26 protein-coding genes, 1 tRNA gene and 1 rRNA gene are annotated in these 23,232 nt (G+C 63.5%); 20 read left to right on the top strand and 8 right to left on the bottom strand.

Annotated elements, in window-relative coordinates:
* The 4 genes from AC2FNA_RS17175 to AC2FNA_RS17190 are packed head-to-tail and all read left to right on the top strand — an operon-like array spanning window position 1 to window position 2,487.
* Window positions 1-381 (top strand): head decoration protein, encoded by a 381-nt coding sequence (locus AC2FNA_RS17175; RefSeq protein ID WP_496828602.1) that lies wholly within the window; start codon window positions 1-3, stop codon window positions 379-381.
* 32 nt (window positions 382-413) lie between these two features.
* Entirely contained in the window at window positions 414-1,436 is a 1,023-nt protein-coding gene (locus tag AC2FNA_RS17180) for a major capsid protein (RefSeq protein WP_496828604.1), read from the top strand.
* 17 nt (window positions 1,437-1,453) lie between these two features.
* A complete protein-coding gene (locus AC2FNA_RS17185; protein ID WP_496828605.1) occupies window positions 1,454-1,768 on the top strand; it encodes a head-tail joining protein in 315 nt (104 codons plus the stop codon).
* Window positions 1,765-2,487: a DUF6441 family protein gene (locus tag AC2FNA_RS17190; RefSeq protein WP_496828607.1), complete on the top strand. Its 723-nt coding sequence runs from the start codon at window positions 1,765-1,767 to the stop codon at window positions 2,485-2,487. Before AC2FNA_RS17185 ends, AC2FNA_RS17190 begins: the two co-directional genes overlap by 4 nt.
* Here AC2FNA_RS17190 and AC2FNA_RS17195 read toward each other — a convergent pair.
* The gene (locus AC2FNA_RS17195; RefSeq protein ID WP_496828609.1) at window positions 2,390-3,202 is read right to left on the bottom strand and encodes a hypothetical protein; all 813 of its coding nucleotides are present in this window, start codon (window positions 3,200-3,202) and stop codon (window positions 2,390-2,392) included. The genes AC2FNA_RS17190 and AC2FNA_RS17195 overlap by 98 nt on opposite strands.
* Before the next feature lie 51 nt (window positions 3,203-3,253).
* Here AC2FNA_RS17195 and AC2FNA_RS17200 point away from each other — a divergent pair, with 51 nt between their 5' ends.
* From AC2FNA_RS17200 to AC2FNA_RS17225, 6 genes are read left to right on the top strand one after another with little or no spacing between them, the layout of a single operon-like run.
* Window positions 3,254-3,676 carry an acyl-CoA transferase gene (locus AC2FNA_RS17200; protein ID WP_496828611.1) on the top strand — a complete coding sequence of 141 codons (423 nt, stop codon included), beginning with the start codon at window positions 3,254-3,256 and terminating at the stop codon, window positions 3,674-3,676.
* Window positions 3,677-3,703: 27 nt separating this feature from the next.
* Window positions 3,704-4,642: a phage tail tube protein gene (locus tag AC2FNA_RS17205; RefSeq protein ID WP_496828613.1), complete on the top strand. Its 939-nt coding sequence runs from the start codon at window positions 3,704-3,706 to the stop codon at window positions 4,640-4,642.
* A complete protein-coding gene (locus AC2FNA_RS17210; protein WP_496828615.1) occupies window positions 4,643-5,092 on the top strand; it encodes a phage-derived protein YdaY family protein in 450 nt (149 codons plus the stop codon).
* A 59-nt stretch (window positions 5,093-5,151) separates the two neighbouring features.
* The gene (locus AC2FNA_RS17215; RefSeq protein WP_496828617.1) at window positions 5,152-5,307 is read left to right on the top strand and encodes a DUF7697 family protein; all 156 of its coding nucleotides are present in this window, start codon (window positions 5,152-5,154) and stop codon (window positions 5,305-5,307) included.
* On the top strand, window positions 5,300-7,765 hold the full coding sequence (locus AC2FNA_RS17220) for a phage tail tape measure protein (protein WP_496828619.1): 2,466 nt from the start codon (window positions 5,300-5,302) through the stop codon (window positions 7,763-7,765). Before AC2FNA_RS17215 ends, AC2FNA_RS17220 begins: the two co-directional genes overlap by 8 nt.
* Window positions 7,758-9,437 carry a vWA domain-containing protein gene (locus AC2FNA_RS17225; protein WP_496828621.1) on the top strand — a complete coding sequence of 560 codons (1,680 nt, stop codon included), beginning with the start codon at window positions 7,758-7,760 and terminating at the stop codon, window positions 9,435-9,437. The genes AC2FNA_RS17220 and AC2FNA_RS17225 overlap by 8 nt, the downstream gene beginning before the upstream one ends.
* A gap of 97 nt (window positions 9,438-9,534) precedes the next feature.
* On the opposite strand, the gene AC2FNA_RS17230 is transcribed toward AC2FNA_RS17225, so the two are convergent.
* The gene (locus AC2FNA_RS17230; protein WP_496828623.1) at window positions 9,535-9,834 is read right to left on the bottom strand and encodes a hypothetical protein; all 300 of its coding nucleotides are present in this window, start codon (window positions 9,832-9,834) and stop codon (window positions 9,535-9,537) included.
* A gap of 117 nt (window positions 9,835-9,951) precedes the next feature.
* Between AC2FNA_RS17230 and AC2FNA_RS17235 the strand changes: the two genes are divergently transcribed.
* Entirely contained in the window at window positions 9,952-10,797 is an 846-nt protein-coding gene (locus AC2FNA_RS17235; protein ID WP_496828625.1) for a phage BR0599 family protein, read from the top strand.
* Between the two features lie 131 nt (window positions 10,798-10,928).
* Here the strand turns inward: AC2FNA_RS17235 and AC2FNA_RS17240 are convergent, their stop codons facing one another.
* Together AC2FNA_RS17240 and AC2FNA_RS17245 are read right to left on the bottom strand one after the other, a co-directional pair.
* A complete protein-coding gene (locus tag AC2FNA_RS17240) occupies window positions 10,929-11,474 on the bottom strand; it encodes a DUF6512 family protein (RefSeq protein WP_496828627.1) in 546 nt (181 codons plus the stop codon).
* Between the two features lie 52 nt (window positions 11,475-11,526).
* Complete coding sequence (locus tag AC2FNA_RS17245) at window positions 11,527-12,009, bottom strand: CIA30 family protein (protein WP_496828629.1); 483 nt, start codon at window positions 12,007-12,009, stop codon at window positions 11,527-11,529.
* A gap of 369 nt (window positions 12,010-12,378) precedes the next feature.
* On the opposite strand from AC2FNA_RS17245, the gene AC2FNA_RS17250 reads away from it, so the two are divergent.
* From AC2FNA_RS17250 to AC2FNA_RS17280, 7 genes are all read left to right on the top strand, one after another.
* Window positions 12,379-12,627, top strand: coding sequence for a hypothetical protein (locus AC2FNA_RS17250; protein ID WP_224987611.1), 249 nt, complete (start codon window positions 12,379-12,381; stop codon window positions 12,625-12,627).
* Window positions 12,624-12,836, top strand: a complete 213-nt coding sequence (locus AC2FNA_RS17255; protein ID WP_496828631.1) for a hypothetical protein — start codon at window positions 12,624-12,626, stop codon at window positions 12,834-12,836. Before AC2FNA_RS17250 ends, AC2FNA_RS17255 begins: the two co-directional genes overlap by 4 nt.
* Complete coding sequence (locus AC2FNA_RS17260; RefSeq protein ID WP_496828633.1) at window positions 12,829-15,558, top strand: phage tail protein; 2,730 nt, start codon at window positions 12,829-12,831, stop codon at window positions 15,556-15,558. The genes AC2FNA_RS17255 and AC2FNA_RS17260 overlap by 8 nt, the downstream gene beginning before the upstream one ends.
* A gap of 23 nt (window positions 15,559-15,581) precedes the next feature.
* The gene (locus tag AC2FNA_RS17265) at window positions 15,582-16,574 is read left to right on the top strand and encodes a hypothetical protein (protein ID WP_496828635.1); all 993 of its coding nucleotides are present in this window, start codon (window positions 15,582-15,584) and stop codon (window positions 16,572-16,574) included.
* A gap of 23 nt (window positions 16,575-16,597) precedes the next feature.
* Window positions 16,598-16,888 (top strand): DUF6127 family protein, encoded by a 291-nt coding sequence (locus tag AC2FNA_RS17270; protein ID WP_496828637.1) that lies wholly within the window; start codon window positions 16,598-16,600, stop codon window positions 16,886-16,888.
* 109 nt (window positions 16,889-16,997) lie between these two features.
* On the top strand, window positions 16,998-17,672 hold the full coding sequence (locus AC2FNA_RS17275; protein ID WP_496828639.1) for a YcbK family protein: 675 nt from the start codon (window positions 16,998-17,000) through the stop codon (window positions 17,670-17,672).
* Window positions 17,669-17,926 (top strand): hypothetical protein, encoded by a 258-nt coding sequence (locus tag AC2FNA_RS17280; RefSeq protein ID WP_496828641.1) that lies wholly within the window; start codon window positions 17,669-17,671, stop codon window positions 17,924-17,926. Before AC2FNA_RS17275 ends, AC2FNA_RS17280 begins: the two co-directional genes overlap by 4 nt.
* A gap of 843 nt (window positions 17,927-18,769) precedes the next feature.
* Here the strand turns inward: AC2FNA_RS17280 and AC2FNA_RS17285 are convergent.
* Together AC2FNA_RS17285 and AC2FNA_RS17290 are read right to left on the bottom strand one after the other, a co-directional pair.
* The gene (locus AC2FNA_RS17285) at window positions 18,770-19,396 is read right to left on the bottom strand and encodes a class I SAM-dependent methyltransferase (RefSeq protein ID WP_496828643.1); all 627 of its coding nucleotides are present in this window, start codon (window positions 19,394-19,396) and stop codon (window positions 18,770-18,772) included.
* 24 nt (window positions 19,397-19,420) lie between these two features.
* Window positions 19,421-20,248 (bottom strand): sterol desaturase family protein, encoded by an 828-nt coding sequence (locus AC2FNA_RS17290; RefSeq protein ID WP_496828645.1) that lies wholly within the window; start codon window positions 20,246-20,248, stop codon window positions 19,421-19,423.
* Between the two features lie 166 nt (window positions 20,249-20,414).
* Here AC2FNA_RS17290 and AC2FNA_RS17295 point away from each other — a divergent pair, with 166 nt between their 5' ends.
* A complete protein-coding gene (locus AC2FNA_RS17295) occupies window positions 20,415-21,446 on the top strand; it encodes a helix-turn-helix domain-containing protein (RefSeq protein WP_496828647.1) in 1,032 nt (343 codons plus the stop codon).
* Window positions 21,447-21,660: 214 nt separating this feature from the next.
* Window positions 21,661-22,845, top strand: coding sequence for an IS256 family transposase (locus AC2FNA_RS17300; RefSeq protein WP_496828657.1), 1,185 nt, complete (start codon window positions 21,661-21,663; stop codon window positions 22,843-22,845).
* A 185-nt stretch (window positions 22,846-23,030) separates the two neighbouring features.
* Here the strand turns inward: AC2FNA_RS17300 and AC2FNA_RS17305 are convergent.
* Together AC2FNA_RS17305 and rrf are read right to left on the bottom strand one after the other, a co-directional pair.
* Window positions 23,031-23,107, bottom strand: a tRNA-Met gene (locus AC2FNA_RS17305).
* 43 nt (window positions 23,108-23,150) lie between these two features.
* Window positions 23,151-23,232, bottom strand: a 5S ribosomal RNA gene (gene rrf, locus AC2FNA_RS17310); the annotation flags it as partial.

A 23,232-nucleotide genomic window follows, 5' to 3' on the forward strand; every position in this document is an offset into this window, starting at 1 on the left:
ATGCCCGTCCTGACGGAACCGCCCAGCATGGGCGATGTCCTCAAATATGAGGTCAATCCGAACTACACCCGTGAAGTGATCACTCTGCTGCAAGGCATGCCTTATCCGGTCGGCTCGGTGCTCGGCCAGATCACCGCCAGCGGCAAATACAAGCTGGCGACCGCGACCGGCTCGGATGGTGCGCAGACCGCAACCGCCGTGCTGCTCTATGCCGTCGATGCCACACTGGCGGATGCCACCGGCATCGTGGTCGTCCGTGGCCCCTCGATCGTCTCGCGCGCAGGCCTCGCCTATGACGCCACCGTCGATGACGGCACCAAGATCTCCGCCAAGATCGCCCAACTTGCTGCCGTCGGCATCATCGCCCGCGACGGCGTCTGACGCCCTTTCCCCCAACATCTCCGGAGCGCCCCATGACCCTCGTTCGCAATCCCTTTGACGCTGGCGGCTATTCGCTGGCCGAGATGACGCAGGCCATCAATATCCTGCCCAACCTCTACACCCGTCTCGGCCAGATCTGCCTGTTCCGCTTCGAGGGCGTCAGCCAGCGCTCGGTGATCATCGAACAGCACGAAGGTGTGCTGAGCCTTTTGCCCTCGGTGCCGCTCGGCGGTCCCGCCACTGTCGGCACGCGTGAGGGGCGCTCGATGCGCAGCTTCGCTCTGCCCTGGATCCCGCATGATGACGTGATCCTGCCGGCCGACATCCAGGGGCAACCTGCCCTCGGGACCTTCGATGTCGCCGATACTCTGGTCGAGGTGATGAACCGCAAGCTTCTGCTCATGCGGCGCAAACATGCCCAGACCCGCGAATACATGGAGATGAACGCCCTGCGCGGGATCGTGAAGGATGGGGCCGGGTTCACCCTCTACAATTACTTCACCGAATTTGGCCTCGCACAGATCTCGGTCGACTTCCTGCTCGGCACCGCCGGCACCAATGTGCAGGGCAAGGTGCGTGAGGTGCTGCGCGCGATCGAAGACAATCTTCTGGGCGAGGCGATGACCAGCGTGCACGCCCTTGTCAGTCGCGAGTTCTTCGACAAGTTGATCAGCCACCCGAAGGTCGAGGAGGCCTACAAGTTCTACGCTGCGACCGGCGCCCAGCCGCTGCGCGAAGATGTCCGCCGCAACTTTCCCTTCGGCGGCATCCTCTTCGAAGAATATGCCGGCACCGTCACGCTTTCGACGAAAGCCATCGAACGGCTGGTGCCGGCGAGTGAGGGCATCGCCTTCCCGCTCGGGACCATGGACACGTTCACAACGTATGGCGGCCCGGCCAACCTGCTGGAAACCGCCAACACGATCGGCCTGCCGCTCTACGCCAGCCAGCATCTCGACGAGAAGGGCCGCTGGATCGACGTGATGACCGAGGCCTCGATCCTGCCGGTCAACAAGCGGCCGCGGCTGGCCGTCCGACTGCACACGTCGAACTGACACCGGCGGATATCTTCATGTCCGTCTTTGCCGCCGCCATGGACCGCATCTTCACCCATGCGTCCATGGCGGCACCGGCGCTCTGGATCTCTGCCACCACCTCCGAGGAACGCCCGATCCGCATCATCGCCCGCGCGCCCGATCGCGTCACAGACTTCGGCGCCGGGCGCTTCGTCAGCGACACGACCATGGTGGACGTGCGCGTGGCCGATCTCCCCGACCCGCGCCCCGGGGATCTGATCGTCATCGGCGCCGACAGTCACGTGATCCAGGGCGAACCTCTGCGCGACCGCGAGCGGCTGATCTGGACGCTGAACCTGCGGCCCGAATGAAGCTGAAGCTCGACATTGATCCTGACATCGTTGCGATGATGGCGGCCGAAGTGAAGGCCGGCGAAAAGGCCGTCACCGCCGCTATGCGCGAGGCTGGCACCGGGCTCAAGACCGCCTGGCGCGGGCAGATCGCGCAAGCGGGACTTGGTCGGCGGCTGGCGAACTCGATCCGCCTCGCCACCTACCCGAAGGCGGGTGAGAGCCTCAACGCCGCGGCGCTGGTCTGGTCCAAGGCCCCGGTCATCATCGGTGCGCATGACACAGGCCCGCTGATCCGCTCACGCGATGGGTTCTGGCTGGCGATCCCCACAGCGGCGGCGGGAAAATCCATGCGCGGTGGTCGCATCACCCCCGGCGAATGGGAGCGCCGCACGGGGCTGCGCCTGCGGTTCATCTATCGTCGACGGGGCCCGAGCCTGCTGGTGGCAGAGGGGCGGCTGAATTCGAAGGGGCGTGCGGTGGCGTCACGGTTAAAGACCGGACGGGGGCTGACCACGGTGCCGATCTTCCTGCTTGTGCCGCAGGTCAGGCTGCGCAAGCGGTTGGATCTGCAAAGAGACGTTATTCATGCGCAAGATCAGATTTTACGATTGACAATTAGATATTGGGCCCGCGGCGAGACTATCCCCAATCTTCAATTAATTCGGAAATTCTATCCACAGCAAAAGCCGGCAATTCATTTTTCGAAAGCACATTGGACTCTCGGCCAAAATCGATAATTTTTTCAAGCACTCGATCGGCGTACTTGCGAGAAAAAGCCCAATCATTGAGACAAACCCAAGCCAGCTTTGAACCTGAGAACGCGGCCTCAACAGCCATATCAAGTGCCAACACCTCGTCACCGTCTTGCCCATAGATAAATAGCAGGTGAGCACGCCAAGCCATCACATCCGGAAACCTGCCTTGAATACAGGAAAAAGGAACTCCAAATTTGTAGAGATCTTCACCATCCCCGTCATAGGTAGCTGCATTGACCATCACGGACCAAAAATAAAGGCGATCCTCATCACACACGTCAGTATCGCCGATCTCCAGTTTATTAAGAATTCCAGAAATATTATCCACTGGAATTACACCACACTCGATTGCAAGATAAATTAAACGCCACGAATCAGCAACCGACCCGCAACGCAACAACCTTTTATCTTCTGAAAGATCAGGATACAGGGAACCCAAATAGTGACAAAAAATAAACTGCAAGAAAGAAAAAATGCTACTCTTGCCAACCCCATAATCATCAAGCACTTGGATAGTTCTACTTAAGACATCAAGATGAAGGCGGCCTCCACGGCAGGAAAAATTCTGCCATGAACCATCGACACCCTCAAAATTCAGCAAAACCCTAATAACCGAAAAACTCTTTTCTCCAGGAAAATCTTTAGACAAAGGGCCTTCAAAAATGTCGTGGTGAAGCCAAGCGGAGTCTTTTTCCATATGCCCAGTTCCAGCTACATACTAAAATCATTATGATCTGCGCTTATTAAGATGTCCACAATTCGTTCAACTGCTCTCGTAGCGCTGCACGCGCGGCTCCAACCTCTTGCCGCCCTCACAGTGCGTGACGAAGTACTGCCTGAACGGATCCCGGCGGCCGGGCTGATCATCCTGCGCGATGGCCAGCCGGGCGAGCCAGAGGTGACGCTCTCACCCCTGCGCTACCATTACCAGCACCGGGCCGAACTGGAGGTCGTCGTCCAGGCGAGCAGCGACCGTGCCGGCGCGTTCGATGACCTGATCGTCGAGATCGGCACGGCACTGGAGGCTGACCGCACGCTGGGCGGCCTCTGCGACTGGGTCGAGCCCGAGGCCCCGGCCCCGGTCGATCTGCCCGTCGAGGGCGCTGCCTCGCTGAAGGCGGCATTGATCACCGTCGTCCTGCATTACACCACGACCGGGCCGCTGGCCTGACATTCCTCACCATCCAAGGAGACCCCCATGGCACGCGCACAGGGCGCGCGGGCGCAGATGGCGCTTGCGTTCGAGACCGTCTATGGCACGCCGCCCACCAGCGGCTACACGAAGATGCCTTTCGCCAGCACCACGCTCGGCGCTGAGCAGCCGCTGCTGAACTCTGAGCTTCTTGGTTACGGCCGCGACCCGCTGGCTCCGGTCAAGGACGCGGTCACCGCCGATGGCGACGTCGTCGTGCCGCTCGATGCCGAGGCTCTGGGCTTCTGGCTGAAGGCCGCTTTCGGCGACCCGGACACGTCGGGCTCCGGGCCCTACACGCACGAGTTCCGGTCGGGCAGCTGGACCCTGCCCTCGATGGCGATCGAGGTCGCCCTGCCGGAGGTGCCGCGATACGCCATGTATTCTGGCTCCGTTCTCGATCAGCTGAGCTGGCAGATGGGTCGGTCGGGCCTGCTGACCGCGACGGCCCGGCTGGTGGCACAGGGCGAGACGATCGCTACCACCTCCAGCGCGGGCGCGCTTGCGGACCTTGCCCTGAAGCGCTTCGGCCATTTCAACGGACAGGTCACCCGCAACGGCACCGCCCTCGGCAACGTGGTCTCGGCCGACATCACCTATGCCAACAACCTCGACCGGATCGAGACCATCCGTTCGGATGGCCGCATCGACGGCGCGGACCCGTCCATCGCGGCGCTGACGGGCTCCATCGAGGTGCGTTTCGCCGACAGCACACTGGTGACGCAGGCGATCAACGGCGATCCCTGTGAGCTCGAATTCGGCTACGTCCTGCCCTCGGGCGAGAGTTTCACCTTCACCGTGCACGCCGTCTACCTGCCGCGCCCGCGCATCGAGATTTCCGGGCCGCAAGGGGTGCAAGCCACCTTCGACTGGCAGGCCGCGCGCGACAGCGTCGTTGGCCGGATGTGCACCGCCACCCTGATCAACGACATTGAGGTATATTGAATGCTGACACTCGACCTGACGAACTCACCCCGCTGGCATGACCTCGCCCCTGGCGTCCGGGTGCAGCTGCGCCCGCTGACCACCGCACTGATGGTGGCGACCCGCAGCGACCCGGCCGTGGAAGCCTGCCCTGAGGAGACCTCCGACGAAGAGCGCGCCGTCGCCTTCGCAAAGGCGCTCGCTCGCCGGGCGGTGCTCGCCTGGGAGGGCATCGGCGACGCCGACGGCAATCCCATCGATCCCAGCCCCGAGGCCATCGACGCCCTGCTCGACATCTGGCCCATCTTCGAGGCCTTCCAGCTGACCTATGTCTCGAAGGGCCTGTTGCTGGAGCAGGAAAAAAACGCCTCCGCGCTCTCGCCGAGTGGTCCTTCGGCGGGGGTGATCGGTACTGCGACGCCTGCGAAGGGACGTGCAAAGACTGCCCAGGCCGCGCGAACCAACCCCTGACGCATGAGGGCTGGCAGGTCTGGGACCTGGTCGGCCGCCTCGGCGGCCAGCTGCGAGTCTTGCCGGGCGCGGTGATCGGCTGGGATCTTGCTGCGGGGCTCGCGCTCGGCGATGCGCTCGGCGTGCCGCCGGTCGCCGCGGCAGAACTGCTACCCGTCATCGAAGCGGTGATGGTGGCCAAACTCAACGAACAGATGGAACGCCCCGATGGCTGAAAAACGTGTGTCTGTCCGCCTTGCGGCAGTCGGCGGACGGCAGGTGCGTGCCGAGCTGGAAGGTGTCGGCGAGGCCGGGTCGCGCGGCTTCGGTCGTCTTTCCCGTGAGATGGAAGCGGCGAACGCCCGGCTCGCGGGCTTTGCGCGCCGGGTGAAGGTGGCCACAGCTGCCGCCGTTGCCGCCGCGACCGCAGCTGGTGTCGCCATGATCCGCTCCGGCCTGCAGACCGTCGACGCGCAGGCGAAACTGGCACAATCGCTCGGGACCACGGTCGCCTCGATTCAGACGCTCGAGCGTGCCGGTGAGCTGGCGGGTGTTTCCATGTCCGGCATCGAGCAGGCGACCAAGGACCTCACCCGTCGTCTGAGCCAGGCCGCTGCCGGGACCGGTCCCGCCGCCGACGCGCTAGAGCGGCTGGGATTATCGGCCACCGACCTGATTGCTCTGCCGCTGGACCAGCGTGTCGGCGCGATCAATGCTGCGATCGAGGAATTTGTGCCGGCAGCCCAACGCGCGGCTGTCGCGGGGCAGCTCTTCGGCGAGGAAGGCTCCATCGCCATGTCGCGCATCGATACCGCGACACTGCGCCAGGCGACGGAAGACGTGCGCGCCTTCGGCGTCGTCGTCTCCGAACAGGATGCCGACCAGATCGAGCGGACCAACGATGCGATCTCTCGGCTCGGCCTGATCTGGCGCGGGCTCTCGAACCAGCTCGCCGTCGCCACGGCCCCGGCGCTCGAGACGGTGGCCAATGCCATGGCAACAGTCGCCAGCCGCACCGGACCACTTGGGCGGGCCCTCACCGGCCTCTTCGACAACATCGGCCGCCTGACCACCTATGCCGCCACCTTCGCGACCTTACTCGCGGGCCGCTGGGTCGCCGGGCTGGCCGCTGCCGCGCTCTCGGTCCGTGGGTTCGCCACCGCGCTCGTCGTCCTGCGCGGGGCGCTCATTCGCACCGGTATCGGCGCGCTCGTCGTCGGGGCAGGAGAACTCGTGTTCCAATTCACGCGTCTCGTCTCCGGCGCAGGCGGGTTCGGCAACGCGATGGCGCTGCTCGGCGATCTGGCCTCCGAGGTATGGGAGCGGATCGGCATGGGCGCAGCAAGCGTCGGGGCCTCGGCCATGGCAGCCTTTGCGGACATTCAGGCCTCCGCAGCCTCCGCGCTGCAAGGCGCGCTCGAGGCGGTTGTCGGCTTTGCCAATGCCGCTGTGAACAGCTTTGAAGGAACATTCGAAGCCATCAAGGCGGTCTGGGGCCTGCTGCCGGCCGCGATCGGCGATATCGCCTTCCAGGCCGCCAACAGCCTGATCGAGGGCGTGGAGGCCATGCTCAATGGCGTGGTCACCCGGATCAACAGCTTCATCTCCGGTGTGAATGCCGGGTTGGAAGCCCTCGGGGTCGAGCGGCGCATTCCGATCGTGCCCGATCTCGACCTTGGCCAGATCGAAAACCGCTTCGAAGGCGCCGCATCCAATGCGGCAAGCGTTGCCCAAGCCGCCTTTGACCGTGCCTTTGCCGACAATCCGCTCACCGTGCCGGATATCGGGCTGGTTGCTGCTGCCGAGGCCGCGCGCGGACGTGCAGATTCGGCGCGGGCAAGGTCCACCGATCTTGCCGGGCAGGCCAAGGCACCGCTCACATCTTTCGATGCCCTTCGGGCTGCTGTCGCAGGGTCAGGCGAAAGTGGCAATTCCGCCACCGATGCTGCGGCCGCAACGGAGCGGCTCAACGCGGCCCTCAGCGAGACCGATGCGGCGCTCGACCGCGCGGGATCGGCCGCAAGCGGAGCCGGCGGCGCGCTGAAGCAGGCGGCAGAGGCCGGAGCAAAAGCCTGGGATGGAGCGAAGACCGCCATCGAACGCACGAAGGATCTGGCCAAGGGTCTGGCCGAGGATATCACCGGCCCGCTGAAAGAAGCCCTCAAATCCGGCGAACTGAGCTGGCAGAGCTTTGCAAGCGCGGTGTCCGGCATTGCCCAGAACCTCGCCAACCGCCTGATCGACTCGGCCTTCAAGCCGATCGAGGACGCGCTCTTCCGCGCCTTCGCCGGTGGCGGGGTATCCGGCGGCGGCGGCGGTCTCTTCGGCTGGATCACCAAGGCCATCGGCGGTCTCTTCGGCGGCGGCTTTGCCAAGGGCGGTGTCTTTGCCCAGAGCGGCCAGGTCGCCGCTTTTGCCAGAGGTGGCATCGTGGATCACCCGACGGTGTTTCCCTTTGCCCGCGGCATCGGTCTCATGGGCGAGGCCGGGCCAGAGGCGATCTTGCCCCTGCGCCGGGGACCCGGCGGTCGGCTCGGGGTGGAGGCCGGGACAACGCAGCCCGCCCCGCAGATCACGCCGCGGATCATCAACGTGCTCGATCCGGGGCTGGTGGGGGACTATCTCGCAACGCCCGCCGGTGAACGCGCCATCCTCAACGTGATCCGCCGCAACCGGGGCGCCTTCGATGGCTGATCTTCCCTGGCCCTTTGCAGCGCATGGTCCGGCAACCGAAGTGCTCGAGTGGCGCAGCGAGGTGCTGCAAAGCGAGGCGGGCGAACAGCGCCTGTCGCTACGGACAGCACCACGCGAGATCCTGACCCTGCGCCACCGGCTTGACGGGCCGGGACTCACGGAGGCTGGCGCGCTGGCGCGGCGCGGCCTGTCCGGGACCTGGATCGTGCCGCTCTGGCACATGGCGGAGCGCAGCAGGACGGGTATCCTGGCAGGCGACATGAGCCTGGCCGCCTCGGCGGTTCATGCCGACTACCGCGCGCCGGGCTTTGCCGTGGCCGCGAACAATGGCGGTCCCGCGCATCTGTTCGAGGTCGCAGATGTTCACCCCGACAGGATCGATCTCCTGGCCCCGGCCGGTGTCGACCTCTCCCACCCGGTGATCGCGCCGGCACGCCGCGCCCGTCTGCTGGCCCCGCTGGAGATCGAGCGGCACCATGCGGATCTCGGCTTTGTCACCGCGCGGTTCCTTCTTCAGGAGAGCGGTGATCTCTCCGGGCTGCGCGGCACCGCGCTCTATATCGCCGTCGATACCAGTACCTCGATGGCGGGGGACAAGATCACCGCGGCCATGGCAGCAGTGCGGGCGCTGGTCGATGAACTGGCCGGCAGTGTGCCCCCGGCGCTGCGCAATGACATCTGCATCGTTCTCTGGAACGAGGTCGTCTCGGAGATGCGGCTCCATCGCGAGGCCGATCTGCAAGATCTCACAGCGCTTTCCACCTGGCTGACCATGCCCCCGGCCCTCAGGGGCGGCACGGATTTTGCCATGGCGCTCAGTGAAGCCCAGGGCTTCTTTGCCGGAGCGGGCAACAAGCGCCGGATCATCCTGTTTCTCACAGATGGCGCGCCCTATCCGCTGGGGTCCGCCGCCACCGCCGTGGAATTGCGGGACGCGATCTCGGATGTGGAGGTCTACGGGGTCAACATAGAGCTCCCCAATACAAGCTGGACGGCCATGCTCGACAATACCGGCGCTGACGGTGTGCCGGTGATTGCACCGGGCGATGCGGAAAGCCTGCGGGACAGGTTGCTGAGTACGCTCCTCGGCATCCCGCGGTATCGCGGCCGCGATGTGCTGATGGACCCGAGTGTCCTGCGTCAGCCCCTGGCCGAGACCCTGGCGCAGAGCTTCGAGGGGATCGACAACGACATGGGCCCCGTGATCTTCGAGCCGCTGCGCGATCTCTTGGAACGCGGATCCGTGCTGACACTCAAGGATATCGGCCGCGCGGCCCTCTGGTCGCGGCGGCGCTGGCTCCATCACCTGCGCGGCCGGGCCCGGGCCTTCTGGCTCCCGACCTGGGGACGGGAGGCTGTTCTCTCGCAGGAGGCGCTTGCCGGCGACGATGTGCTGATCGTGGCGCCGGGTCTCGATCCTGCAGACTGGGTCGGTCGTCATCTGCTGCTCGATCTGCCCGGAGTGCCGCTGTTCCGGGAGGTGCTGAGCGCCGCCTATGATCCGCTTGGCCTGCGCCTCGGCATCGCACCGCTCGATCGGGACGTGCCGGTCACGACCCGGGGCCACCTGGTGACCCTCGTCCGCCTCGACAGTGACCGGATCGAGTTCGAACACCGTCCCACCGGCACCGAGGTCAGCCTCCCCACGATCGAAGCCCCGGACCCGCTCTGAGCCCATGACCTATGACTTGCGGAAGACCCAGATCGTTGAGGACAAGCCTTCCCACAGCGCCGCAAGGCACTGGCCAACTCGATCCTGCCCGTCGCCGTCAGACCGTGCGCCAGATTTCGTCGTTTACCGAACCCGGGATGAAGAGATCTCCCGCCGAGGCAACTTGCGACATGTAATTCGCATCCGACATCATCTTCGTCATGACCTCATCCATTTGGGCGAGATCCTTGTAGCTGGTGCGCCAGGCAATGCGGTTCGGGTTCCCACCCACCGGCATCATGACGGTGAGATCAAGCGACGTCATCGCCTTGAACGTCTTGGCGATTTCCTGGGCAAATGCCATTGCCGGACCGGCTTTGCCGGGTGCGATACTTGCGGTTCTCTGGAAATTGATCATCGGACTCCTCCCTGAAGGTGCCCGACATGTTTCTCGCCCGGGCACACCATACCACACTTCGACTGTCTTTTCGGAAACTAATGCGGGACCTTTCTCGCGCAGACCGCGGCTTTCGCAATGACCTATGACCAATTGGAAACCTCGACCGCAGACGCGCGACCGCTCTTTCTCTATCGCTTTTCCGAGGGGCCGGAGACCTGGCGCTTCACCAGCCGGGCTGCGGACTGGGTGGTGCCCGGCGGCACCCTTGCCGATGAGCCGGGTGACACGCTCTGGATCGCCTCTGCGCTCTCCCATGGCAACGTGGTCCAGAGCGGCGATCCGCGCCGGGTCGATCTTTCCCTCGCCTTCCCGCTATCCGATCCCTTCGCCCGCCGCTGGCTCGGGCCGCGGGGGTCTGCTGTCACCACGCTCACGATATTCCGCGGCCATGAACAGGTGCCCGGTGAGCTGGTGGCCCATTGGAAAGGCCGCATCGTCTCGGCCCAGGTCGAAGGGGTGCGGATCGTTCTGCGGGCGGAGTCACTCTTCACCGCAATGCGTCGACAAGGCGTGCGCGCCCGCTACCAGAGGCTCTGCCGCCATGTGCTCTATGCCGGCGGCTGCCGGCTCGATATCGCGGATTTCCCGGTTGCGGGCACCGCCACCGCCCGATCCGGTTTGCAGATCACCGTGCCCGAGGCCGCCGCACAGCCCGACGGCTGGTATCGCGGCGGCGTTCTGCGCCATGCCGGCCTGCCGGGCTTCATCGTTGGACATGCCGGCGCCACCCTGACGCTCTCCAGTCGCATGCCCACGCTCGAGGCGGAGATCGACGTCGGCGCCACCGCCAGCGTGGCAATCGCCCTTGGCTGTGAACTGCGCCGCGACACCTGCGCGGGCCGGTTCGGCAACCTGCTGAACTTCGGTGGGTTTCCGGACATTCCGGGAAGAAATCCGTTCGGCGGTTCGAGCATCATTTAATGGGACTCTGGTCGCCCTTCATCTTGCGGAACCGAGTAGAACTACGGCGAACTTCCATCTTCAGAAACACCAACCTTTGGCGCGAACATTATCAATCAGAGTGGACCGGCAAATCGTGGCAGTTCCGGCGATCAAGGCCGGGAGAGCCCCTGAAGCCCATTGCGGCTATCGGTAAACAGCCAGTGATCCGGTGGGTGGAATGTAAAGGAACCATAGGCGAAGATCTGCACGGCCAGCAAAGCCAGCCCGATGGTCAGAAATGCTGCATTGCGGGGGTTTCGAATTTCCAACAGGGCAGAAACTACCTGCCCACCGAGAACAGCAAGAACAAATGTCCCTATGTCGAGGAACAAGAGGTTGCGCCCGAGGATGGCGGTATAGGACTTGAACACGACAACAATGACAATTGCCGTGACCAGAAGTGAATATCCCCGTGATGCAAGGCGCATTGGTAAGTCGGGAGAATGGGCACTCCATGGCAGCACCGCCCAGAACAGGCCAGGCCAGAACGCAAGCTTCAGGTGTTCCCAAATGGATTCATTTACGGCTGCGATCAACGCTACCGGCCGCCACCCTCCGGTCCAGTCAAAAACAAAATGAAGCCCAGAGCCGACAATCACGACAAACAGCCAACCGAAGAATTCCCGAAGGACAATCGATCGGGAGCGTGATGTCATGGGCGGGCAATCCAATTTTGGTGAAGGTCTGAAAGCTGTTCTGCGTCTGGTATCAGTAGAAACTCAGTTCACGGACTTCGATTTCTGCCTCATGGTTCCGGCCAAAGGCAACTATCCCGACAGATTTCAGGTTCCGTGCTTTTGGCACCGACTGCAGGAGTTGCCCTGACGCCTTGAAGTCGCCGAGCGGCAAGCTCACCTCGGTCCATTCCTGTGTGACTTCAAAGCTTGCTTGATAATATTGCCAGGGAAGTACGGTTCCATTGGTTCGCAAGTGCACGAAGTAAGGCTGATCGTTTCCTCGGACGACAAGGCGTATACCCGTCGTGTCATTAGGTGGAGGAGTCGGCAACTCAGTTCGAATCTGGATGAAACCACCGTTGTTTTCGATGCTGACGGTTCCGGTCATTCTCGCAAAGACGATGCCGTCTTCTCGCAAAAAGGTGACACCTCCGGTGGAAACCTCGCCCATCACGGTATCAGCAAAAAATCTCCATCTGGCTTCTGGTTGACCTTCAAAGTTGTCGATCATCATGTCCTGAGCAGTTGAGGCCAAAGGGGCCCAGAGCAATACTATGGTCAGAAAAACTTGTTGGATGCATGCCCGCACTGGCGTCTCCATGTGTTGCTGAGTCTTCGGTACACCCGTCCGGGATCACTGCAATAGCGAAGTAATCCACAGATTTGGTCGGTCTCCAAGGAAAGACAAGAACCTGGATCATATCTCCAGGTAGGCAGTTGTTTGCGAACCACCAAGACGTTGGGCAGTCGCAACCCACTGTTGCGAAAAGGAACCTGAGCAACGGCTGTTTCGATTGAACGTGGGTCACCTGTGATCCCAGCGCGTTCCCTTCGTCCGACTATGTGAACGCAAGTCTCCTCGAACCCCTGAAAGCCTTTCTCCATGGTCTGGAACTTTGTCGTCCAGATCGTCGCCAGCCTTGTGCTGACGGCGATCTCCTATGTGCTGGCCCCGAAGCCGAAGACGGCGCCGCCGAAGGCTGCCGGGCTTGATGAGTTCGACCTGCCCACGGCCGAGGAAGGCCGGCCGATCCCGGTGGTGTTTGGAACCGTGTTGCTCCGGGGGCCCAACGTGGTCTGGGCGGGCGATCTGAAGGTCGACCCGATCCGCAAATCGGGAGGCAAGAAGTGACACGGGTAACGATCCGGGATCTGCGCGCCGCGCGGATCTGCTTTCAGGGCGCGCGGGGCTGGTTTGCGCGTCACGGGCTCGACTGGCAGAGCTTCCTGCGGGATGGGCTCGAGGTGGACGTTCTGGCCGCAACCGGCGATGCGCTTGCCCTGCGGGTGATCGCCGTCGCCGAGGCCCGGGCGCGGCAGGAGGGTCAGAGCAATGGGTAGCTCGGTCATTGTCGGCTATCGCTATGCGCTCGGGGCACACCTGGCCCTCTGCCATGGGCCGGTGGATACCATCCGCGAGATTCGGGTCGATGACCGCACCGCCTGGTCGCTTGCCGATGGCACGGGTTCCGGCGGTGGTGAAGGTGTCGGCGCGGTGACAACCCTGCTGACCAATGCCAATGCCGCGGTGTTTCCGGCAGGCGAGCAGGGCAGCTTTGCCGCGCTGAACATCTACAGCTCGAACGGGATCCCCGGCCTCTCCCTCGGACAGGCGCTGGACCTGACGCTGCTGGCCAGCGGCACCACCCACCGGATCACCATACAGGGCATTGCCCATGACGAGCGCGAACACCTGACCTGGATGCAGGTGACGCCGAAGACCCTGTCGTTCGCCTTCCAGTCCATCTCCCTCGCCACGGCATCAGGCGGCGGGTCTGTGCTCGACGAGGAGGATTCCCCGGCGCCCGGCACCCGCATTCGCATCGACAAGCCCGATCTCTTCGGAGGCGAGAGCCGCGAGGGCGGCATCGTCGGCGACATCGATGTCCTGATGGGCGCACCCGACCAGCGGCAGAACGATTATCTCGCCGCCCGGGCCGGAACCAGCCTGCCGGGCTTTCGCGGGATCTGCTCTCTGGTCCTGCGGCAGGTCTATCTCGGGCTCAACCCCTATCTCAAACCCTGGGCCGTGCGTCTCACCCGCATTCTCACCGCCGAGGACGGGGCGACACAATGGTATCCGGAAACGGCAGAGATCGTTGCGGTGGATCCGGAGACCGACCGGGGCCCGGACATGAACCCGGCCCATATCATCCGCGAATGCCTCACCAACCGCACCTGGGGGCTCGGCTATGGAGAGGCCGATATAGGCCCGAGCTTCACGCAAGCCGCGGATCAGCTCTTCGCCGAGGGGTTCGGTCTGTCGCTCCTCTGGCAAAGCGATGCCAGTCTCGAGGAGTTTCTCTCCGACATCCTGCATCACATCGACGCCCAGCTCTTTGTCGATCGCCGCACCGGGCGCTGGGAGCTCAAGCTCATCCGCAACGATTACGACCCCGACAGCCTGCCGCTCTTCCATGCGGGCAACGTGATCCAATGGGGCGAACTGGGCCGGCGCGAGGCCGCCGATCTCGTCAACAGCATCACCGTCAGCTTCTCGGATGCGCGCACCGATCAGACCGGCTCGGTCAGTGTCACCGATACCGCCCGTGTCCAGCTCATGGGACAGGTGATTTCCACGGCGGTGGATTATCCCGGTGTCCGCCACGAGGCGCTGGCCGTGCGTCTCGCCGAACGGGACCTGCGCGGGCTGTCCGCACCGCTCCTCTCCGGCGAGATCACCGTCAACCGGCGCGGGGCCGAGCTCGACCCGGGCGATGCGATCCGGCTCTCGAACCCCCGGCGCGGGCTCGAAGGGGTCATCATGCGGGTGGTCGAGATCGACCATGGCGACGGGCGCCAGAATGGCATCCGTCTCCGGATCGTCGAGGATGTCTTTGCCCTCGGCGATACCGCGCTGGTCGGCGGCGAGACGAGCAACCCGCCGGCCTCCTTCATCTCAACCCCACAACCGCTCCAGCGCCGGCTGGTACGGGAAACCCCGTATTGGCTGCTGGTGCAGGAGTTGGGCCATGCCCAGGCGGATGCCGCGCTGTCGACCGACCCCGATGCCGGCACCATCATGGCCGTGGGCCAGCGCCCCGCGCCGGATGCGCTGACAACCCAGGTCTGGATCGACACCGGCACGGGATACGCCGCCGATGACCCGGTGGGCTTCGTTCCAACCGCGATCCTCGATGCAGATCTCTCCGACGATCCCGAGGACACCGTGCTCGCCGTCCGCGACTGGACCGGGCTCTCCGAGCTGGTCACCGGCACACTCGCGGCCCTCGGCGATGAGTTCCTGCGCATCGACGGGATCTCCGCCAGCACTCTCACCGTCGGTCGCGGCTGTCTCGACACCGTGCCGCTGGCGCATGCGGCCGGCACGCCGCTCATCTGCTGGCAAGCCGCAGCCCAGCCCAGCCGGGGCAGCTTCCTGGCCGGCGAGACCGTCTCGGTCAAGCTCTTGCCCCAGACCGGGCTGGGCACCCTGCCGCTGACGCAGGCCCCCGGTGATACCGTCACGCTCTCCTCCCGCGCCATCCGGCCATTGCCGCCGGGCAATCTCCAGGGCGACGGGCTCTACCTTCCGACATTGGCCAGCCCGGAGACCACGCTCACCTGGTCGCATCGTGACCGGCTCTCCCAGACCAGCACTGTGTTCGACAGCTACATCGCCGGCGATATCGGCCCGGAACCCGGTGTCTCCTACGAGATCCGCATCCACTGGGTCGCGCCTGACACCGGCGAGACGCTGGAGCCTGCCGCCGTGGTGATTGCCGCCGGGCAGGCAACCAGCTGGACCCTCTCCGAGACCGATTATCCCGTACCGCCCGCCGGTGTCGAACTGGCAGCCCTCCGGGTCCGCGCGCTGCGCGACGGATACGAGGACCGGGCGTTTCGCGAATTCCGGGTCAGCATCCGCGGCAAGGTCCAGGTCACCGACCAGGAGCTGACCCTGCTCTTTGCCGGCCCTGGTGTCGATGTCGCGGGCCAGGTCCTGATCCTCACCTGTCGGGGACCCGGCATCGATCTGCCCGCGCAGGACCTGGTGCTCGACCTGCGCCCGCCCGCGCTTGGTGTGCTGGAGCAGGAACTCATCGTCGAACTTACCGTCTGATCTTCATCCCAAGGGGATATCCCATGACCGATTACCTGATCACCAACAGCGCCGCCATTCTGGGCGGCATCGAGGACGCCTCTGTGCCGGGCAGTTTCAACCCGGGCTTCGCCGACCATGCCCTGCGCTTCGACGAGGCCCAGCCGGCCAGTGTCTCGCTGCCGGGTGTCAACGACATCTGGATCCGCGCGGATTGCTATTATGACGATTTCAACCGCACCACCTCCGGGGACGGGTTCTTCGCATCGGTGGGCCTGCCCACGGTCGATATTGCCCGCATAGACCTCAACAACGGCGCGATGACGCTCGACTATACCAGTCTCAGCCTGTCGGCGCCCAACCTGACCGGTGCCCCGGTCACGGGTCTGCCCGATGCCACGCTCTTCACCTTCGACATCCATGTCGAGACCGGCACGAGCGTCAACGGGCACGAGGATGACTACCGGGTCACGCTCTACATCGATCTGAGCCAGGTGGGGCAGGTGCTGGGCAAGGCCGACAAGGTCGACGGACAGGGCGCGGTGCGGTTCGACTTCGGGGGAACAAATTACCTCGATGGCAATGCCCGCTTCTTTCTCTCCAACGTCCTTGTCTCCGACCAGGATACCCGCGGCCGCAGGTTCCGCATCCTGCGCCCGACCGGTCCGGGGGCGCTGGCCACGGCCGTCGGCGGGCATGCCGAACTGGGCGATGGCGACCCCACCACCTTCGCCTATGCCGGCGCGGCCGGCGATGCGGTCACCTCGACGCTCACCCCCGGCGCCACGCCGCCCGGCACCATCGGCAAGGTGATCCTCGCCAGCCATGCCCGCAATGCGGTCGAAACGCCGAACCCGGCCTTCGTGGTCAACCGTCTGCGGATCGGTGGCACCAATTACGATGCCCCTGGACAGGCGCCCACGGGCTTCTCGCTCGAGGCGCTCAGATCCGAATGGGCGCTCAACCCCGCCACGGGTCAGCCCTGGACCTGGGCCGATCTTGCCAGCCTCGAGATCGGCTTTGCCGGCAGCAACTGACCCCGCCCAAAGGAGATATTCCCATGCCGCCCCCCACGCGTGAGAGCAGCAACCTGCGCATCCCCGAGGCCGAATTCGAAGCCATGCTGGCGCGCGCGGCCCAGAAGGGCGCCCGGCAGGCGCTGGCCGATGTCGGGCTCGAAGGTGAGACCGCGGCCCTCGATATCCGGGACCTGCGGTCTCTGCTGGACTGCATCCGCTTCGTGCGCCGCACCGCCGTGCAGACCACCGTGCATCTCGTCACCACCGGTCTGATCCTCGTGCTGCTGGCCGGCACCGCGGTCAAGCTGAGGCTCTTCGGCGGTGGGCCGTAGGACAAGAAACGAGGCTGCGGTCCGACAGATCCGTTCCCACCCCCCGCACCAATCCACATACGCCCACGCCGCCCTCCGAGGCGGCGTTCCTGTTTCTGGAGACACCCCAATGACGACGACATTCTATGACCACTGGCGCGACGTGCCCGAGGGTGCCTGGCGCTGGCCGAACTTCAGCCCGGCTGAGATCGCCTGCCGGGGCACCAGCAAGCTGCTGATCAACGAAGCGGCCCTCGACAAGCTGCAGGCGCTTCGTGACCGGCTGGGCAAGCCGCTGATCGTCCACTCCGCCTATCGCAGCCCCGAGCACAACCGCACCGTCGGCGGCGCGACCCGCTCGAAGCACCTCGACGGCGCCGCCTTCGACATCGCCATGGCGAACCACGACCCGGCGGCCTTCGAGGCCGCGGCGCGGGAGGTCGGGTTCCTCGGCTTCGGATTCTACCCCCGATCGGGCTTCATGCACATCGACCTCGGCCCGGCGCGCCAGTGGGGCGAGCGGTTCCCCGCAAGATCGGTGCCGTTCGCGGCCGAGACCCCACCGGCGCGGGAGAACCTGGCGGAAAGCCGCACGATGAAGGGCGGCGGTGCGGCGGGCGTCGCGACGCTGGGCGCAGCCGGGGTGGAGGTGGCACAGCAGGTTCTGGCCGAGACGCAAAGCGCCGTCCTGCCGCTGGTGCCGTATCTCGACACGCTGCGCTGGGTGTTCATCGCGGTCGCGCTCGGCGGCATCGCGGTCACGATCTACGCCCGGCTCGATGATTGGAAACGGGGGCGGCGGTGATCAGCGGGATCCTCGCCGCTGTCGCTGGATCGGGATGGGCGCGCAGGGCGCTCCGCTACGGCGTCATCGCACTGTCGATCCTTCTGTTCCTGCTGGCCCTGCGCCGCTCCGGCGAGCGTGCCGGGCGTCTGGCAGAACGCCTCGAGTCCATGGAGAGAACTTATGACATCCAGAGACGGATGCTCGAGGCGGCGGCTCGCCGTCCTCGTGATCGGGGCGAGCTGGTTGAGCGGTTGCGAGACGGCCGGTTCTGACGTCGGCAGCCAAGGGGCCTGTCCGCCGGTCGTCGAATGCAGCCGAGAACTCCAGGTGCAGGCGGCTGAGGAACTGGCCGTGCTGTCGGAGGGATCAGCGGTGGCGGATATGTTTGCCGACTACGCAGTGATGCGGGAGCAGGCGCGGGGGTGTATTCCGGTCAGGACAGTCGAAAGATGGGTTGAGTGGGGCAATATTGAAGCGCACCTGCCTCGTTGAAGGCCGACAGTCTTGAATTGATCGGCATTGGGTACGGTGATTGAGATGGACCTGAGTCACTCTGGATTTCTTGCCGTGGCATTCTTTGCCGCGATTGCCAAATCAAAATCCTGGTTGGAAGGGTAGCCCCGGAGAGAGGGCAGTGAGGAACCTCTGGGAAGACCTCCGGGGCCAGTTGGTGGACAAAGTCCACGGGGAGGTAAAGGAGTCAGTGAAACTGGTCGACACGACGCTGCATCTTGGCGCACTGCTGAAATGCACGAACCAATGTGTCGAGAATACTCGCGGGTTTAGACGATGAGATGGTCATGGGAACCTCCACTGTATGCCTCCAAGCTAAAGTGAGTCGTGGCAGAGATCTGTAAACTGCGTCACGAAACCAATGCGGGCTTCGGACTGAAATGCCGGACAGGGCGTGGTTTTGTTCAGCCGAAACATCTTCAGCGCCAAAACGTGAACGACAGATCTGCCTCAAAAGTACGGTCCAACGCGATGCATATCAGCAACTTTATGAAACAGCGGACATTTGATACGGACATGGGCAATGACGGCAGTGCGGACAAAGCGCCAATTCGCAGCACGAGCCGAAGCGACGGCTCAGCCCGCCTTTGCGGTCCTTCGCTTCATGGCTTCTCCGCGATACTCCAATGCGTCAAACGTCCTGTGATGTCCTCAGTTGTGGTCTCCGGGTCCAGGAACCCGACCAGCTTCAACGTCTCCTCCACTTCCTGAACGCTCGGGAAACGATAGACGGTGTCGGGGAACCCATCCACAGCCCGACTGTCGGCGGTCGATCGGTAACAGAGCACGAATCGCCCTCCTTGGCGCAAAACGCGAAACGCCTCGGCAAGATGGGCCGCCGGGTCCGGCCAGAAATAGATCGTATGCACCGAAAGCGCCTTGCCGAACCGCGTGTCCGGAAAGGGCAACGCAGCAGTGTCGGCACAATGAAACGTCAGGCGCGTATCCCAGACCGCATCACGGTTTCTGGCACGAGCACGCTTCAGCATAACCTCGGAGGAATCCACGCCGACGCCCTCTGAAAAACGCACCATGCGGTTGGCCTCGAAAAGCGTTTCGCCATGCCCGCAGCCGATGTCGATGAGGTTTTCGCCATCTGCCAGATCGAGGAGGCGCAGGGCGCGTTTGTTCTCCGGGCGCGTCTCTCGCGCCATGACGCGAGCGACGATTGCACCGAGCAGACCTGTGGGTCGGCGGCTCTGGCGGGCGATGAATTCCGGTTTCCTCATCTCTGTTACTCCAGCATGTGGATTTCATTCGGTGTTTTCCAGGGCACGCCGGAGTGCCCTACGGACGCCCTGTGCCGGAACCGGTTGGGCCGCCCGGCGGAAAGCTTCGCGATAGCCGGGATGCTCCGTCCCCATCAGCCGGTCCCACCATGTGAAGTAGAGGCCGAGGTTATAGCCGGCATGGGCGTGGTGCATGTCATGATGGGTGACGGTCGTCATCCAGTCGAACAGCGGCCCGCCGGACCGGTTGGCCGGGAAAAGTTCGTAGCCCGAATGCCCGATCGCATTCCGCAGCATCATGTGCGTGGCGAATACCAGGTTCGCCACCGGATGCGCGGGCAGGACGAGCAGGATCAGCGGCAGGTAGACCGCATTCACCACCGCCTCGCCCAGATCGAAGCTGTAGGATGTAAAGGGCGTCGGGTTTTGCGACTTGTGATGCAGCCTGTGAAAGCGCCGGAAGATCGGCGGGTAGTGCAGCAGCCTGTGCGACCAATAGAACCACGTATCATGGGCGACGATCAGAATCACCGTGCTGAAAATGAGATAGGTCCAGCCGTAGGTGACGACTTCGGTATAGATCGGGACGAGTCCCGCCTCAGCTCCGACAACGATCAGCGTCCCGTTCAGCGCAAAGATCAGAACCGTGCGCAGGCTTGCGAGGATTTCGCGGCCGATCTGGCCTTGCGGCGGTTCATCGGCCCGGATCTTCCGCGCCCGGAGCCGGGCCGCCAGCGCCAGGTTCACTGTCAGATAAACGCCACCTGCACCGATGGCGTAGCGCAGAAAGTCCGTGGCGAGAACGCCGGAGAAGATTCCGGCGAGATGGCTGATAATGCATTGATCTTCCATGATGGTCTCCGGTCTGAAATGCCGACCGATACATTGGAGCGCATCGGTTTACCGCTCTCGCTGTCTTTGAAAATCGTTCAATGATTTCAGGAATCGACGCGGCTTTTCCGGAATCGGTGCGCCCATACCAGTTGACTGGTTCACTGGTCTCGGCTTCGCTCGATCCATGGAAGATTTGATCGTTAGAATTGATCTCCTTTTGAGGGGCGGCGCGGTGACGGCGCTGGCGACTTGTGCGCTGATCTTCCTGGCCAATCGTGCCGTTTGGCCCAGGGGCCTGTCGGTGCCTGCCCTCTGCCTCGGACTTGGTGCTTACTTGCTTGTGTCGTCGCCGAACCTGGGGCTCTCCGGAACCTGGGCCGAGACCGGTCTCGTCATGATGGCCGGTGTGGTGCCGGTCCTGGCGGTCTGGGCCGGGGCCGAGATATTCCTCGACCGGCCGGTTTACCGGCCGTGGCACGGCGTGCTGGCAGTCTTGGTCACCATAGGTGCCTGGCTTGCACCCATCCTGCCCTTCGCGGCGACGCTCCGGGGCATCCTTGTCGTGTTGCTCTATGCGGGCTTGCTCTATATCGCGCTGTCCACCGCCGCCGACGATCTGGTCGAAACCCGCCGCCGGTTCCGCAGGTGGTTCGTGGTGCTCATGGCCCTGACCGGCCTCGGAATCTCGGTGGTCGAGTTCCTTAAGCTCGATGCCGATCTGCCACCCGTGATGTACCCGCTCCATGCCTCGGGATTTCTGGTGCTGACGCTGCTGTTCCTGTCCTGGGCCGTGCAGATCGCACCTGATCTCTGGCCCCTTCGGCGGGAGCCTGAACCGCGACCTGCCATGCCACTGTCAGGCGCCGACGCCGCAGTTCTGCAAAGGGTCGAGGCGGCGATGGCGGATGGTATCTGGCGACAGGAAGGACTTACAATCGCGCGGCTCGCAGCAGCCGTGGATGCGCCTGAGCACAGGGTCCGACGCGCGATCAACAAGGGGCTCGGGTATCGCAACTTCGCCCAATTCGTGAACGAACGCAGGATAGAGGCGGCGTGTGAGGTTCTGTCCGATCCTGCGCGGGCCGATACACCTGTGCTGTCAATCGCCTACGATGTCGGGTTCGCCTCCATTGGGCCGTTCAACCGTGCGTTTCGAGAGAAATATCAGCAATCCCCGACTGAATACCGTAATCTGCATGGCGTATCGAACGGATGACGCAGTTTGCGATTTGTCGCGCTCGCAAGGCTCCGTCCTACCCTTGCTTCACAGGCACCTTCCTGAACTTGGAAATTGAATGGCTGCTCTGGCGCATTTGCGTGCCTCCATTTGGATAACGTAAAATTTCTTTCGCACATTTCACCGTGATGACGGCTCCTTTCACACTGGCTGAGAGGAGCAAAGAATGGATGAAAATGAGAAGCCCAAACCGATGGGGCAAGTGATACAGATCGATGAGGCACGTATTCGTGATCACCTCGGCGAGATGGTGCGCGGCACCGTCGAAGAAGCGCTCAATGCGATGCTGGATGCCGAAGCCGACCGTTTGTGTGGCGCCAGCAAGTACGAGCGCACCGAAGGTCGCAAGGACACGCGGGCTGGCAGCTATGAGCGTTCGCTGGACACGAAGGCCGGGCCGGTGAAGCTGAAGATGCCGAAGCTGCGCAAGCAGACTTTCGAGACGGCCATCATTGAACGCTACCAGCGGCGCGAGAGCTCGGTCGAGGAGGCATTGATCGAGATGTATCTGGCGGGCGTGTCGGTGCGCCGGGTCGAGGACATCACCGAAGCCCTGTGGGGCACCCGCGTCAGCCCCGGTACCGTGTCGAACCTGAACAAGAAGATCTACGCCAAGATCGACGACTGGCGGCATCGACCGATCGAGGGCGAACACCCCTACGTTTTCCTGGATGGGATTGTCATGAAACGCTCTTGGGCGGGCGAAGTGCGGAATGTGTCCCTGCTGGTGGCGATCGGCGTCACCACGGACGGCTACCGCGAGATTCTCGGCATCATGGAGGGACCCAAGGAAGACAAGTCGGGCTGGTCGGCATTCCTGCGGCACCTCGTGGATCGCGGCCTGTCAGGCGTGCAGCTCGTCGTCTCTGACGCCTGCCGTGGCCTCGTGGAGAGTGCTGCCGAGTTTCTGCCTGACGCCCAGTGGCAGCGCTGCGTAGTTCACTTCTATCGTAACGCCTTCAGCCTGGTGCCGTCTGGCAAGGTGCGGGACGTCTCCAAGATGCTGAAGGCCATCCACGCTCAGGGGGACCGAAATGCCGCTGCTGAGAAGATGAAGTCTGTAATTGCCGATCTGCGCGCCATGAAGCTGGCCAAGGCGGCCGAGTTGCTCGAAGAGCACGGTCATGAGACGCTGACCTACTACGGCTTCCCCGACTGTCATTGGATCAAGCTGAGGACCAACAATCCATTGGAACGGATTATGCGAGAAATCCGGCGCCGAACCCGCGTAGTCGGCGCGTTCCCAGATGGAAAGTCCTGCCTGAACCTGGCCGCGGCGCGCCTGCGCCACTTCGCAGGTACCCAATGGTCGACCCGCAAATACATGAACATGACCCCGCTATTCGCGGATCAAACCCAAGGAGCCGTCGTCGCGTGAAAATCAAAAGTGCGAAAGATCTTTGACACTACCTATCCGACTGGTCTCCTTGGTCCCACGGCCAGACACAATTTGGCCCGCGCAGGGGGACTCGACGAATGTTGACCAGGCGTTGACAAGGATTTGGAACGACAAAAGCCGAGCGTTATGCTCGGCTTTGAAGTATTTGATGTATTTTGGGAATTTGGTTGCGGGAGTAGGATTTGAACCTACGACCTTCAGGTTATGAGCCTGACGAGCTACCTGGCTGCTCCATCCCGCGCCGGTTGTTTTGTTATCGCATTAGAGAGATGAGTATTTATTAGGTTTGGCGGTGACCTACTCTCCCGGGGCTTTAGCCCGAGTACCATTGGCGCGGAGGCACTTAACTTCCGGGTTCGGGAAGGG

Source organism: Ruegeria sp. YKSD163 (assembly GCF_059612905.1).